16 protein-coding genes are annotated in these 13,161 nt (G+C 70.9%); 6 read left to right on the top strand and 10 right to left on the bottom strand.

Annotation, left to right across the window (positions count from 1 at the left end; translation table 11 throughout):
* Positions 1-30: 30 nt before the first annotated feature.
* The 7 genes from ITJ50_RS14535 to ITJ50_RS14505 all read right to left on the bottom strand — a co-directional run bounded on the left by ITJ50_RS14535 (position 31) and on the right by ITJ50_RS14505 (position 3,778).
* Positions 31-204: a CsbD family protein gene (locus ITJ50_RS14535; protein ID WP_017885408.1), complete on the bottom strand. Its 174-nt coding sequence runs from the start codon at positions 202-204 to the stop codon at positions 31-33.
* Between the two features lie 83 nt (positions 205-287).
* Complete coding sequence (locus ITJ50_RS14530) at positions 288-851, bottom strand: hypothetical protein (protein ID WP_017885409.1); 564 nt, start codon at positions 849-851, stop codon at positions 288-290.
* Positions 848-1,423: a DUF6286 domain-containing protein gene (locus tag ITJ50_RS14525; RefSeq protein ID WP_056070061.1), complete on the bottom strand. Its 576-nt coding sequence runs from the start codon at positions 1,421-1,423 to the stop codon at positions 848-850. The genes ITJ50_RS14530 and ITJ50_RS14525 overlap by 4 nt, the downstream gene beginning before the upstream one ends.
* A gap of 9 nt (positions 1,424-1,432) precedes the next feature.
* Positions 1,433-1,747: a hypothetical protein gene (locus ITJ50_RS14520; RefSeq protein WP_017885411.1), complete on the bottom strand. Its 315-nt coding sequence runs from the start codon at positions 1,745-1,747 to the stop codon at positions 1,433-1,435.
* Positions 1,744-1,935, bottom strand: a complete 192-nt coding sequence (locus ITJ50_RS14515) for a DUF2273 domain-containing protein (RefSeq protein WP_017885412.1) — start codon at positions 1,933-1,935, stop codon at positions 1,744-1,746. Before ITJ50_RS14515 ends, ITJ50_RS14520 begins: the two co-directional genes overlap by 4 nt.
* Entirely contained in the window at positions 1,932-2,390 is a 459-nt protein-coding gene (locus ITJ50_RS14510; protein ID WP_017885413.1) for an Asp23/Gls24 family envelope stress response protein, read from the bottom strand. Before ITJ50_RS14510 ends, ITJ50_RS14515 begins: the two co-directional genes overlap by 4 nt.
* Positions 2,391-2,551: 161 nt before the next feature.
* A complete protein-coding gene (locus ITJ50_RS14505) occupies positions 2,552-3,778 on the bottom strand; it encodes a helix-turn-helix domain-containing protein (RefSeq protein ID WP_194590780.1) in 1,227 nt (408 codons plus the stop codon).
* Between the two features lie 82 nt (positions 3,779-3,860).
* On the opposite strand from ITJ50_RS14505, the gene ITJ50_RS14500 reads away from it, so the two are divergent.
* The 6 genes from ITJ50_RS14500 to ITJ50_RS14475 all read left to right on the top strand — a co-directional run bounded on the left by ITJ50_RS14500 (position 3,861) and on the right by ITJ50_RS14475 (position 10,978).
* The gene (locus ITJ50_RS14500; protein ID WP_027466001.1) at positions 3,861-4,151 is read left to right on the top strand and encodes a metal-sensitive transcriptional regulator; all 291 of its coding nucleotides are present in this window, start codon (positions 3,861-3,863) and stop codon (positions 4,149-4,151) included.
* A gap of 33 nt (positions 4,152-4,184) precedes the next feature.
* A complete protein-coding gene (locus tag ITJ50_RS14495) occupies positions 4,185-4,403 on the top strand; it encodes a heavy-metal-associated domain-containing protein (protein WP_017885416.1) in 219 nt (72 codons plus the stop codon).
* Positions 4,400-6,631 carry a heavy metal translocating P-type ATPase gene (locus ITJ50_RS14490; protein ID WP_194590779.1) on the top strand — a complete coding sequence of 744 codons (2,232 nt, stop codon included), beginning with the start codon at positions 4,400-4,402 and terminating at the stop codon, positions 6,629-6,631. The genes ITJ50_RS14495 and ITJ50_RS14490 overlap by 4 nt, the downstream gene beginning before the upstream one ends.
* A gap of 237 nt (positions 6,632-6,868) precedes the next feature.
* Positions 6,869-8,590, top strand: a complete 1,722-nt coding sequence (gene pgi / locus ITJ50_RS14485; protein WP_194590778.1) for a glucose-6-phosphate isomerase — start codon at positions 6,869-6,871, stop codon at positions 8,588-8,590.
* 238 nt (positions 8,591-8,828) lie between these two features.
* Positions 8,829-9,365, top strand: a complete 537-nt coding sequence (locus tag ITJ50_RS14480; protein ID WP_139179692.1) for a hypothetical protein — start codon at positions 8,829-8,831, stop codon at positions 9,363-9,365.
* Between the two features lie 155 nt (positions 9,366-9,520).
* Positions 9,521-10,978, top strand: a complete 1,458-nt coding sequence (locus ITJ50_RS14475) for a sugar porter family MFS transporter (protein WP_194590777.1) — start codon at positions 9,521-9,523, stop codon at positions 10,976-10,978.
* Positions 10,979-11,126: 148 nt separating this feature from the next.
* Here the strand turns inward: ITJ50_RS14475 and ITJ50_RS14470 are convergent, their stop codons facing one another.
* The 3 genes from ITJ50_RS14470 to ITJ50_RS14460 all read right to left on the bottom strand — a co-directional run bounded on the left by ITJ50_RS14470 (position 11,127) and on the right by ITJ50_RS14460 (position 13,116).
* Entirely contained in the window at positions 11,127-12,101 is a 975-nt protein-coding gene (locus ITJ50_RS14470; protein WP_194590837.1) for a zinc-binding dehydrogenase, read from the bottom strand.
* A gap of 27 nt (positions 12,102-12,128) precedes the next feature.
* A complete protein-coding gene (locus tag ITJ50_RS14465) occupies positions 12,129-12,551 on the bottom strand; it encodes an organic hydroperoxide resistance protein (protein ID WP_017885422.1) in 423 nt (140 codons plus the stop codon).
* Between the two features lie 100 nt (positions 12,552-12,651).
* A complete protein-coding gene (locus ITJ50_RS14460) occupies positions 12,652-13,116 on the bottom strand; it encodes a MarR family winged helix-turn-helix transcriptional regulator (protein ID WP_194590776.1) in 465 nt (154 codons plus the stop codon).
* Between the last annotated feature and the right edge of the window lie 45 nt (positions 13,117-13,161).

The following is a 13,161-nucleotide window of genomic DNA, read 5'->3' as shown; positions in this document are numbered from 1 at the left end:
TCGACGGGTGCCCCGACGCGGTCGTGCGACCTACTTCTTGAAGACGTCCTTGACGTCCTCGCCGGTCTGCTTCGCGCTCGCAGCGGTCTGGTCCTTCTTGCCTTCGGCGACCTTGGCGTCGTCGTTGGTCAGGTTGCCGACGGCTTCCTTCGCCTTGCCGGCGAGGTCCTGAGCGGCGTTCTTGATCTTGTCGTCGAGTCCCATGACGGGTCCTTTCGTGGGTGGGCGTGTGCCCGGTGGTGTGGAGGTGGGCCGGGAGGCCCGGGGGTGCGTCCGGCTGACGGGTGTCAGTGGACGCGGGTCGCCTTCGCGAGCGCGGAGCGGGTACCGCCGGTCAGGTGCACGAGCACCGGGACCGGACGGCCGAGGGTGCGGTCGAGGACCGCGACGGCTCGGTCGACGGCGTCGAGCACGGTGACGGCGTCCCCGCCGCGGCGGACCGCGACACGGATCCGTGCGGCGCGCTGCCGGCGGACGAGGTAGGTGTCGACGCGGGAGCCGACCACGTCGCGGACACCCGCGAGTTCGTGTTCGACGACGTCCCGGACGAGTGCGACGTTGATGGTGACCGCGTCGTCGCCTGAGCGTTCCCGGACGGCGACGGACGTGCCGCCACCACCGCGGGTGGACGCCCACACGAGTGACAGGACGACCACGAGGGCCGCGGCCCCGGCGACGATCCACAGCGCGGACGCGGGCACGTCGAGGCTGCGGGGGAGGTCGACGTACGGCTTGAGCGCATCCTGGACGGCGGGCAGGACACCCGCGCCCATCGCGATCCCGACGACGACGGCGACCAGGCCGAGGACGAACAGGATGATCCGGTTGAGGGTCCGGTTGCTCTTGGTCATGCGAGGGTTCCCTTCTCCTCGACCCGGACGCGGACGCGTCGGCCGAAACGCTCGTCGAGGCCGCTCAGGCGCTCCACGACGGCGGCGCGGACGGTCGCCTCGTCGACCGGCACACCGGTGACGGGGACGATGCGGACCTCGGTGGAACGGCCGCGGGCGGTGGCGGAGGCGTTCCCCTCGGGGACGCCGGCCGCCATGCCGGCGGCGTTCGCCGCGGTGGAGGCGACGATGCGGGAGTCGATGACGACCGCACCACGCTCGTGCTCGACGACCGATCGGTGCTGGCGACCGGGCTTGAGGGCCAGGACGACCAGCACGACGCCGAGGACGACGAGCACACCGGCGATGACCTCGACGATGGTGACGAACGCGGCGTCCGGGCGGAGCGCCGTGTCGACCACGGTCTGGGGGTCGGCGACCAGCGGTGGGCGTCCGATGGCGCTGAGCACCGACTCGGTGCCGATCCAGGCGGCCACCAGGGCGAGCACCACGAGGGCCACCGCCACTGCTGTGGAGCGGGAGCGGTGCACGCTCCGACGACGGATGCGTCGTTCGACGGAACCGTTGCTCATGATGGCCTCCTAGCGGGCGCGGGACTCGTGCTCGCGCACGATCCCGGTGAGTTCGATGTGGGCACTGCCGACGCGGCGCCCGGTCAGGTCGCTCACGCGGCCCTTGACCTGGTCAGCGATCCGGATCGACCCGGAGACGATGTCGTCGCTCGCGGCGATCGGCCCGGTGATGTCGAGGGACAGTGCTCCCGACGCGTCGCCGAGGCCGACGCGCACCCGCTTGGCGGGGGCGCCGAGCCCTTCGGCTGCGACGGCCCGCGCCAGCGAGGTGAGCGCGCGTGCGGTGATCTCGACGCGGCCCGGGACGTCCGGGCCGGCGTTCACCGGGAGCTCCGGCGTCCGGTCAGCACGTCGGTCAGGGCGCCGCGGTCGATGCGACCGGTGGCGAGGGCGGCCACGAGGGCCCCGATCGCACCGAACACGATCACGAGCACGAAGCCCCAGAACCCGAACTGCAGTGCCACGACGGCGAGGACTGCGCCGATGAGGGCGCCGATCAGCGTGTTGCTCATGCGACTCGCGCTTCCTTCTTCTCGTCGTCGTTGTCGTCGTCGTCACCCGGGATGTAGACGTCCTGGACGGTCACGTTGACCTCGGCGACCTCCATGCCGACGATCTGCTCGAGGGCACGGGCCACACCGGTGCGGACACCGTCGGCGACCTGCTGGAGCGACACCGGGTACTCGGCGACGATCACGATGTCCGCGGCGACCTGCTTCTCGCCGACCTCGACCTTGACGCCCTGACCGAAGTCGCGCTGGCCGATCGCGTCGCGGATGGCGCCGATGGCACGGGCTGCGCCGTTGCCGAGGGAGTGCACGCCGTTGACCTCGCGGGCGGCGATGCCGGCGACCTTCGACACGACGGTGTCGTCGATGACGGTCTTGCCGGTGACGCCGCTGGTGCCGGCGTGCGAGGTGGCACGGGTCGCCGTGGTGGCCGGGGTGGGGGTGGTGGTGTCAGCCATGGTTCATTCCTTCCGTTGACCCGCCGGGCGTTCCCAGCGGTTGCTGTTCACGGATGAGACGGGCTGTGGAAGAGATTCGTCACACACGACTTCTCGGATTCGGGAAAAATCCAGGGATCCCCGGAAATCCGGGGATCTGCGTGTACCCCCGGGGCGTTCCGTCAGGCCGTTTCGCCGATTCCGGCCGCGTCGTTGCGTTCGGCAGCGGCCCGCATGGCGCGGACACAGGCCATCGGGGACTCGCCGCGCTCCTCGCGGAAGAGCTGCTGCAACCGACGGGGGAGCACCCCTGCGGCGGCTGCGATGTCGTCGAGCGTGAGCGGGTCGTCGAGGTGCTGTTCGATGTAGGACACCGCACGACGGACACGCCACGACGCCCTGCCGGCCTGCGGCTGCGCCGCGAGTGCCGCGCGCTTCGTGGTGGCCGGGTCCTCGCCGAACCGTTCGCGGTAGGTCTCGGCGAACCGGCCGGGGTTCGTGAAGCCCCACCGCCGGGCGATCACGGCGATCCCCGACGACACGAGCGGGCAGTCCGCTGCAGTCGCGCCGCCGCGGTCCGCGCGCAGGAGCTCTTCCCGCACCCGGTCCAGGCGGTGGTCGCGGAGGAACCGGTGCGGAGTGGTGTCGAGCGTCCGGGCGAAGACGTCCTGCAGTCCACGCTGGCTGAGCCCGCAGGCGGCGGCGATGGTGGGGATCGAGGGGCGTTCGGCGGCGTGCAGCTCGATGAAGCGGATCGCGTCGCGGAGCCGGTTCGCCACGGGGACGTCGTCGCCGCGGTTGCGGATGGGGAACGTGTCGAGGATGACGACGGCCAGCCGACGGTTCAGCGCGGTCCGCATCGGGCCGAGCACGCGGTCGTCGACCAGTGCCGGGCCGAGTTCGCGGATGAGGTGCCGGAGCGGTTCACGCCGGGCGATGACCTCGTCCTGCTGGTCGAACAGCAGCGGACCGTCCGGCAGCCGGTAGCCGAGGTCGCGGCCGACGCTCCGCAGGAAGCGGTCGGACACGTGCACGCCGTTGTAGACGGTGCCGTCGGACTCGAACCGGTACGCCTCGGACGCCGAGGCGATGTACGGGCTGCCCGGCTCGACGACGCGGGTGCGGTCGGCGAAGTGCATCTCGAGCCGGCCCTTGGTGAGCCAGAACACCACGTGGTCGTCCCGCACACCGATGACCCCGCCGCGTCGCCCGCCCTCGGCACGCATGGTGCGGAGTGACAGGTCGTCGTCGCCGACGACCGTGTACTCGTACCGGGTGTCGTCGGTGGCGAAGGTCTCCGAGGCGAAGTCCGAGCCGCCGTACTCCGCGGCGAAGATCTCGGAGTAGTCGGAACCCTCACCGTCGGAGAACCGCAGCCGGCGGAATCCGTTCGTCGTCGAGGTGTCCATGCGCCGATCATGCCATCAGTTGCACCAGACAAGGAAAGGAATACCCTAGGGGGGTACCGTATTGAGAACGGTGGAGGCGGACATGCACGAACACGTCGGGTACATCGGCGACAAGGACGACCTGCTCAAGCGACTCCGTCGCGCCGAGGGGCAGGTGCGCGGGATCGCGCGGATGGTCGAGGACGAGACGTACTGCATCGACGTCCTGACCCAGATATCCGCGGCGAACCGGGCGCTCGAACGCGTCGCGCTGTCGTTGCTCGAAGACCACCTGGCGCACTGCGTCGCCGAGGCCGTCGCCGAGGGCGGGGACGCCGCCGACGAGAAGGTGCGCGAGGCCAGCCAGGCGATCGCCCGGCTCGTCCGCTCCTGACCCCTGACGATCGATCAACCAGAAGGAGACACCATGACCACCGAGACGCTGCTCGTCGAGGGCATGACCTGCGAACACTGCGTGATGAGCGTCACCGAGGAACTCTCCGAGGTCGACGGGGTGACGGGCGTCGACGTCCGACTCGTCCCCGGCGGCTCGTCCGAGGTCACCGTCAGCTCCGCGGCGCCGGTCGATGCGGACGCCCTGCACGCCGCGGTGGCCGAGGCAGGCTACGAGGTCGCGCGCTCGTGACGGACCGCACCGTCGAACTCGACATCACCGGGATGACCTGCGCCTCGTGCGCGAACCGCATCGAGCGAAAGCTCGGCAAGATGCCCGGCGTCACCGCCACCGTGAACTACGCCACCGAGAAGGCGCAGGTGCAGGTCGCGGCCGACGGCACCGCCGACCCCCAGTCGCTGATCGCCGCGGTGGAGTCCGCCGGTTACGGCGCCACGGTGCCGGCACCGCCCGCTGCCGCCGACGCCGAGCCCACGGCCGACCAGGACCGGGCGGAACCGCTGCGACGACGCCTGGTCGTGTCCGCCGTGCTCGCGGTGCCCGTCGTGGTGCTCTCGATGGTGCCGGCCCTGCAGTTCCCGAACTGGCAGTGGCTCGCCCTGACGCTCGCGGCACCCGTCGCGGTCTGGGGAGCGCTCCCGTTCCACCGTGCCGCGTGGGTGAACGCACGCCACGGTGCCGCCACCATGGACACCCTGGTGAGCGTCGGGGTCCTCGCCGCGTTCGGGTGGTCGCTGTACGCCCTGTTCCTCGGGGACGCCGGCACGACCGGCATGCACATGACGTTCTCGTGGTTCGCCACCGATCCCGAGGCCGCCGACCTGTACCTCGAGGTCGCGACCGCCGTGACGGTGTTCATCCTCGCCGGCCGGTACATGGAGGCCCGTGCGAAGACGCAGTCCGGTGCCGCACTCCGGGCGCTGCTCGAACTCGGTGCGAAGGACGCCGCGGTCCTGCGCGACGGTGCCGAACACCGCGTGCCGACCTCGTCCCTCGTCGTCGGCGACGTCGTCGTCGTGCGACCCGGCGAGCGGATCCCGAGCGACGGCCTGGTGCAGGACGGCTCCTCGGCCGTCGACCGCAGCATGCTCACCGGCGAGTCCGTGCCGGTCGAGGTCGGACCGGGCGACCGTGTCACCGGCGCCACGATCAACGTCGGCGGCCGACTCGTCGTCGCCGTCACCCGCATCGGTGCCGACACCGAGCTCGCCCGCATGGGGCGCCTGGTCGAGGACGCCCAGACCGGCAAGGCCGAGGTGCAGCGCCTGGCCGACCGCGTGTCCGGCGTCTTCGTGCCGATCGTCATCGCGCTCGCCGTGCTGGCCTTCGTCGGCTGGCTCGTGCTCGGCGGCTCGGTCACCGCGGCCTTCACCGCCGCCGTCGCCACCCTGATCATCGCGTGCCCGTGCGCCCTCGGGCTCGCCACGCCCACCGCGCTGCTGGTCGGCACCGGTCGGGGCTCGCAGCTCGGGATCCTGATCGGCGGCCCGCAGGTCCTCGAGCGCACGCGCGGCGTCGACACCGTCGTGCTCGACAAGACCGGCACCGTCACCACCGGGTCGATGACCCTGTGGTCCGTGACCGTCGTCGACGAGACCGAGGACGCCGTGCTCCGGCTCGCCGCCGCGGTCGAGGACGGCTCGGAGCACCCCGTCGCCCGCGCCGTGACCACCGCGGCCCGCGCCCGGGGCGCCGACCTGACCGCGGCCGAGCAGTTCACCGCCACCGCCGGTGCCGGGGTGCAGGCCGTCGTGGACGGTGACGTCGTCCTGGTCGGCACGACCCGCTGGCTCGCCGACGCATGGTCGATCACCCTGCCGCCGGTGCTCGCCGACGCCGTGGACGGCGCCGAGGCCGACGGGGCCACCGCGGTCGTCGTCGCCCGGAACGGCAGCGCCCTGGGCGTGGTCGTCGTCGGCGACACCGTGAAGCCCGAGGCCGCCGACGCGATCACCCGCTTCCGCGCGCTCGGCCTGCGCCCGGTCCTGCTCACCGGCGACAACGACGGCGCAGCACGTGCCGTCGCCGCCCGGGTCGGCATCGACGAGGTGCACGCCCGCGCGACCCCGGCGTCGAAGCTCGAGACCGTCCGCCGGCTGCAGTCCGAGGGCCGGAGCGTCGCGATGGTCGGCGACGGCGTGAACGACGCCGCCGCGCTGGCAGCCGCAGACCTCGGCATCGCGATGGGCGCCGGCACCGACGCGGCCATCGCGGCGAGCGACATCACGGTCGTGAGCGGTCGGCTCACCGTGGTGGCCGACGCCGTCCGGCTGTCCCGCGCGACGCTCGGCGTCATCAAGGGCAACCTGTTCTGGGCGTTCGCGTACAACGTGGCGGCGATCCCGCTCGCGATGGCGGGGCTGCTGAACCCGGTGTTCGCGGGTGCGGCGATGGCGTTCTCGTCGGTCTTCGTCGTGACGAACAGCCTGCGCCTGCGCCGCTTCGCACCGCAGTCGTGAACCCGGCCACAGTCGTGAACCGGGCAGGCCGACCGCAGCCCTGAACCCGGCAAGCCGACCGCGGCGATGAACGCGACCGGCCGGGAGGCGTGACGCGCGCAGCGAACGCGAGCCGCGCCTCCCGTCCGACTGTGCGCACCACCTGCCGGAGCGCACTACGCTCGAAGACGGTCCGCGACGCAGCGCTGCGTGACCCGCGGGCTGTACGTCTCGAACGTGATCCCCAGGAGGACCGAAGTGACCGAATCCGCTCCCGTCGACCCCACATCGACCGAAGGCTGGAAGAAGCTCGACAGCATCGCTGCCGGCTTCACCCCGGACCTGCGAGGGTGGTTCGACAGCGACCCCGGTCGTGCCGAGCAGTACACCTTCCAAGCTGCCGACCTGACCGTCGACCTGTCCAAGGGCCTGGTGACCGACGAGATCCTCGCCGCGCTGCTGCAGGTCGCCAAGGACACCGGCGTCGCCGAGCGCTTCCAGGCGATGCTCGCCGGTGAGCACATCAACGTCACCGAGGACCGCGCCGTGCTGCACACCGCGCTCCGTCGTCCGAAGTCGACCGAGGGCCTCGTGCCGGCCGCGCCGCTGACCGTCGACGGCCAGGACGTCGACGCCGACGTGCACGCCACGCTCGACAAGGTCTACGGCTTCGCCGAGCAGGTCCGCAGCGGCGCCTGGACCGGTGTCACCGGCAAGCGCATCGAGACCGTCGTCAACATCGGCATCGGTGGCTCCGACCTCGGCCCGGTCATGGTCTACGAGGCGCTCAAGCCGTACGTCCAGCCCGGCCTCGAGGCCCGCTTCGTGTCGAACATCGACCCGGCGGACATCTACGAGAAGACCGCGGACCTGGACCCCGAGACCACGCTCTTCATCGTCGCGTCGAAGACCTTCGGCACGCTCGAGACCCTGACGAACGCGCGCCTCGCCCGCCAGTGGCTGTGGGAGAAGCTCGGCCTGACCGACGCCGCCGACGACGAGAAGAAGAACGCCGTCGCCAAGCACTTCGTCGCCGTCTCCACCGCGCTCGACAAGGTCGAGGCGTTCGGCATCGACCCCGAGAACGCCTTCGGCTTCTGGGACTGGGTGGGCGGCCGCTACTCGGTCGACTCGGCCATCGGCACGAGCGTCGTCATCGCGATCGGCAAGGAGAACTGGGAGCAGTTCCTCGCCGGCTTCCACGCCATCGACGAGCACGTCCGCACCACGCCGCTCGAGCAGAACGTCCCCGTCCTGATGGGCCTGCTCAACGTCTGGTACACGAACTTCCTCGGTGCGCAGAGCCACGCGGTCCTGCCCTACACGCAGTACCTGCACCGCTTCGCCGCGTACCTGCAGCAGCTCACGATGGAGTCGAACGGCAAGCGCGTCCGCTGGGACGGCTCGCCCGTCACCACCGAGACCGGCGAGGTCTTCTGGGGTGAGCCCGGCACGAACGGCCAGCACGCGTTCTACCAGCTCATCCACCAGGGCACCCGCCTGATCCCGGCCGACTTCATCACGGTCGCCAACCCGGCCCGTCCGCTGCAGGACGCGACCGGCGACGGCAAGGGCGTCGCGCCCGGCACCGACGTGCACACGCTGTTCCTGGCGAACTTCTTCGCGCAGACCAAGGCGCTGGCGTTCGGCAAGAGCGCCGACGAGGTCCGCGCCGAGGGCACCACCGACGAAGGAATCGTCGCGGCCCGCACGTTCCCCGGCAACAAGCCGACCACGTCGATCATCGCGCCGGAGCTCACCCCGAGCGTGCTCGGCCAGCTCATCGCGCTGTACGAGCACATCGTGTTCACCGAGGGCACGATCTGGGGCATCGACTCGTTCGACCAGTGGGGTGTGGAGCTCGGCAAGCAGCTGGCGCTGCAGGTCACGCCGGCCGTCGAGGGCGACCAGGCCGCGCTCGACGCGCAGGACCCGTCGACCAAGGCGCTCATCGCGAAGTACCTGGAGCTGCGGAAGTAGCGCACGCCCCCACCTGACGGACAGGCGGCCCGTGGGGGAGCCGCCACGGGCCTCCTGTCCGTCGTGTGCGTGCGCTGCGGCCGCGGGCCGGACGCCGGGCCGGTTTCGCGCTCAGCGACACCTCATGCGCGCGCCGTCCCGTGCGGTGTCGCTCAGTGCGGAACGCGGCTGGTCGCGGTGCCCCGCCACCGCGACGGACGGTCCGCCGGTGTCGGTCGGAGCGGCTACGGTCGAGGGCATGGAGCGTTCGGAGATCCTCGCCGCGGCTGCCGCCGCGCACGCCGCCCGCATCGCAGCGGCGGGTGGTGACGACGCCGCGGCGCGTGAACGGGCCGACAGTGTCCGGCGCCGGGCCGACGGGCTCACCGACCGGTACGACACGGTCGAGGGCACGGACACCGAGTCCGACGCCCGTGACGCCGCCCGCCGTCGTGCGGGAGAGGCGGACCGCGCGGCCTCGCGCACCGAGGGCGTGCTGTCCGACTGGCACCGGATGGGCACTCGTCGTGGCGTCACCCCGGACGCGCAGGTCCGCACGGCCTGGACCGTGACCGGGGTCCCCGAGCGGGGTGACGCCCGTGCGCTGGCGAACGTGCTGCTCTCGACCGCGGGGCACGCGGGCCGCGTCGCCGACGCCGCTCGGCGCAACCCCGCCCTGTCCGGCGCCGCCAGTGCGGCCGCTCGACGCACCGTCCGCCGCTACACCGACCACGGTGCGGACATGGCGTCGTTGGGGGACGTCCTCGGCGACGGCCCCGTCGACGACGACCGCTGACGCTGCATCGCAGATTGGACCGCTCCCGTCCTCATCAGGTGTTCTGTGGACCGATCCAAACGACCTGACGACAGAATGTCCAATTGACAGGACATGGAATCGGGTTACGATCGGTCCACGCACTGACGCGCGATCACCGACGAAGGAGTCACCGAATGGTCGACATCAAACCGACAGCCCCGACTGTCGCACTGCCCCCGTTGGGGACCGGGCCGCACCGCCGACGTCTCGGCGTGCTGGCCCTCGTCGCCACGTTCGGCGGGTTGCTCTTCGGGTACGACACCGGCGTCATCAACGGCGCCTTGAACCCGATGAAGACGGAGCTCGGCCTCACCAACTTCACCGAGGGTGTCGTCACGAGCTCGCTGCTGTTCGGCGCCGCGATCGGTGCCATGCTCGGCGGCCGCATCGCCGACGGCTGGGGTCGCCGCAAGACGATCATCCTGCTCGCCGTCACGTTCTTCGTCGGCACGCTGATCTGCGTGTTCGCGCCGACGTTCGAGGTCATCGTCATCGGTCGTGTGCTCCTCGGCCTCGCGGTCGGTGGCGCGTCGACGGTGGTGCCCGTCTTCCTCGCCGAACTCGCCCCGTACGAGATCCGCGGATCCCTGTCCGGCCGCAACGAGCTGATGATCGTCATCGGCCAGCTCGCGGCGTTCGTGGTCAACGCGGTCATCGGCAGCGTGTGGGGTGAGGGCAACGGGGTGTGGCGCGTCATGCTGGCCGTCTGCGCGCTCCCCGCGATCGCCCTCTTCGTCGGCATGCTCCGGGTGCCGGAGTCGCCGCGCTGGCTCGCGTCGAAGAACCGTAACGACGAAGCACTCTCCGTCCTCGAGCAGGTGCGGACCACCGACCGTGCCCGTGCCGAGCTCGACGACATCAAGCGGAGCAACGACATCGAGGCGAAGGTCGAGCGCGTCAGCGGGTGGCAGACGCTGCGCGGGAACAAGTGGCTCATCCGCATCGTGCTCATCGGCGCCGGACTCGGCGTCGCGCAGCAGCTCACCGGCATCAACTCGATCATGTACTACGGCCAGACCGTGCTCATCGAGTCCGGGTTCCAGGCATCGGCAGCCCTCATCGCGAACATCGCACCCGGTGTGATCGCCGTGGTCGGTGGCGTCATCGCCCTGTACAACATGGAGAAGATCAACCGCCGGACGACGCTGATCCTCGGGTTCACGCTGACGACGACCTGCCACTTCCTGATCGGCATCGCGTCGGTCGCACTGCCCGAGGGCAACCCCGCTCGTCCGTGGGTGATCCTGTTCCTGGTCGTCGCGTTCGTCGGCTCGATGCAGACCTTCCTCAACATCGCCGTGTGGGTCGTCCTGTCCGAGATCTTCCCGACCCAGATCCGCGCGCTCGGCATGGGCATCTCGGTGTTCTGCCTCTGGATCGCGAACGCGTTCCTCGGGCTGTACTTCCCGACCATCGTCGCCGCGACCGGCATCACCGGGACGTTCTTCGGCTTCGGGATCGTCGGGCTCCTCGCCCTGCTCTTCATCTGGAAGTTCGTGCCGGAGAGCCGCGGCCGCACCCTGGAAGAGGTCGAAGAGGGCGTCACCACCGGCAACATCTTCACCGTCCCCGTGAAGGCGTCGCGCCGCTAGGCCGCACCACGCTGCAACGAGTGCGCAGAAGACGTCGGGTCGCCCCAGGGCACCCGGCGTCTTCTGCTCATTCGGTGTGTGACGAAGCATGCAGACGGACGGGAGGCCCGGTGCCAGCTGGCACCGGGCCTCCCGTCCTGTGGTCGCGCTACGGGCGCAGGAGCACCTTGCCGACGCGGCCGGCGGTGTCGCTGGCGCGCACGGCGTCGCGGACCTGCTCGAAGGCGAAGGTCTCGGCGACGGGGAGCGTCAGCGAGCCGTCGAGCACCCGGGTGATGAGCTCACCGAAGAGCTGGCCCTTCGTCTCGGCGGGCATCGTCTTGCTGACGACGGAACCCCAGAAGCCCTTCACGGTGAGCTGGCCGAAGATGACCTTGCCCGACGGGATCTCGAGCGTCGGTGACGCCATCGCGCCGAAGACGACGAGGGTGGCGTTCTCGCCCAGCACCGACGCGATGTCGCCGGCGGCCTTGCCGCCGACGGACTCGACACCGGCGATGATCGGGGCGCCACCGGTGATCGCGGCGACCTGGTCCTGCCAGTCGTCGGCGTCGGTGGCGACGATGCGCTCGATGCCCTGCTCACGGAGCTCGTCGACACCGGCGGCGCGACGGACGAGTCCGATGACGTTGATGCCGCGTGCGGCACCGAGCTGGGCGACCATGCGACCGACCGCACCGTTGGCGGCGTTCTGGATGATCCAGTCGCCCTCGTGCAGGTCGAGCGAGTGCAGCAGGCTGATGGCGCTGAACGGCATCGAGACGAGCTGCGCGGCGGCCTCGTCGGTCATCGCGTCCGGCACCGGCACGAGGCCTGCGGCGTTCGCGGTGTAGTACTCGGCCCAGACGCCGAAGGCGCCACCGGCGACGCGCTGGCCGACCTGCAGGTTCGTGACGCCCTCGCCGAGCGCCTCGACGACGCCGAGTGCCTCGGTGCCCGAGGCGGCGGGCAGCTCCGGCTTGAAGCCGTAGGTGCCGCGGACGGTCCACAGGTCGTGGTTGTGGATGGGGGAGAGGACCGTGCGGACGAGGACCTCGCCGGTGGCGGGCGTCGGGACGGGGCGCTCCTGCACCTCGAGGACGTCGGCGGGCTCGGCGAACGTCTCGTGGACGACGGCGCGCATGGTGGTGGGAGTGGTGGTGCTCATGGGTCAGTCCTCCGAGACGACGATGGTGACGTCGATGTTGCCGCGGGTCGCGTTCGAGTAGGGGCAGACCTGGTGGGCTGCGTCGGCGAGTGCCTGGGCCTGGTCGTGCTCCAGGCCGGGGATGACGACCTCGAGCATGACGGCGAGCTGGTAGCCACCGTTGCCGTTCGGGCCGATCTGCACGCGACCGCCGACGGACGAGTCGGTGATCTTCACCTTCTGGCTGCGGGCGACGCCCTGCAGTGCGGAGTGGAAGCAGGCGGCGTAGCCGGCTGCGAAGAGCTGCTCGGGGTTCGCGCCGTTGCCGGAGCCACCCATCTCCTTCGGGATGGCGAGGTCGAACTCGACCGTGCCGTCGCTCGTGGCGACGTGGCCGTTGCGGCCTTCGCCGGTGGCCAGGGCCTCGGCTGTGTAGAGGGCTTCCATGGGGTTCCTTCCTTGTGGGGCGGATCGTGCAGTTCGGGGTGTGCGGCGTGCTCTCGCGCTCAGCGACACTTCACGGGCACACGTGGCCGTGAGGTGTCGCTCAGTGCGAAACGGCGCCGGCGGCGTCGCGCTCGGGATCGGCCGCCGTGTGCATCGTCTCGGTCAGCCGGTGCAGCGTCGCGATGAGCTCGGCAGCGGCACGTTCGTCGGCCAGGCCCATCCCGGCGGCTATGCGTGCGGGGATGCCGCTCAGCTCGGACCGCAGTTCGCGGCCGCGCTCACCGACGGTGACGGTGACGACGCGTTCGTCGGTGCTGCGGCGCTCGCGACGGACCAGGTCGCTCTGCTCCATGCGGCGGAGCAGCGGCGAGAGGGTGCCGGAGTCGAGCTGCAGGTGTTCCCCGAGGCTCGAGACGGTCTGGTCGCCCTCGACCCACAGGGTGACGAGCACCAGGTACTGCGGGTACGTCAGGCCCCAGGGTTCGAGCATCGTGCGGTACGCCTGCGTGGTGGCGCGGGACGCCGCGTAGAGGGAGAAGCACACCATCTCGTCGGTCACGGGCATGCGTCCACACTGTCACGCAACCCAGTTGTGCACAACTCGATGCAG

The organism is Curtobacterium sp. VKM Ac-2889 (assembly GCF_015350855.1).
Taxonomy (GTDB): Bacteria; Actinomycetota; Actinomycetes; order Actinomycetales; family Microbacteriaceae; genus Curtobacterium; species Curtobacterium poinsettiae.
Note: the sequence above shows the minus strand (reverse complement) of the source record. Positions and strands in the feature narration are given on the sequence as shown.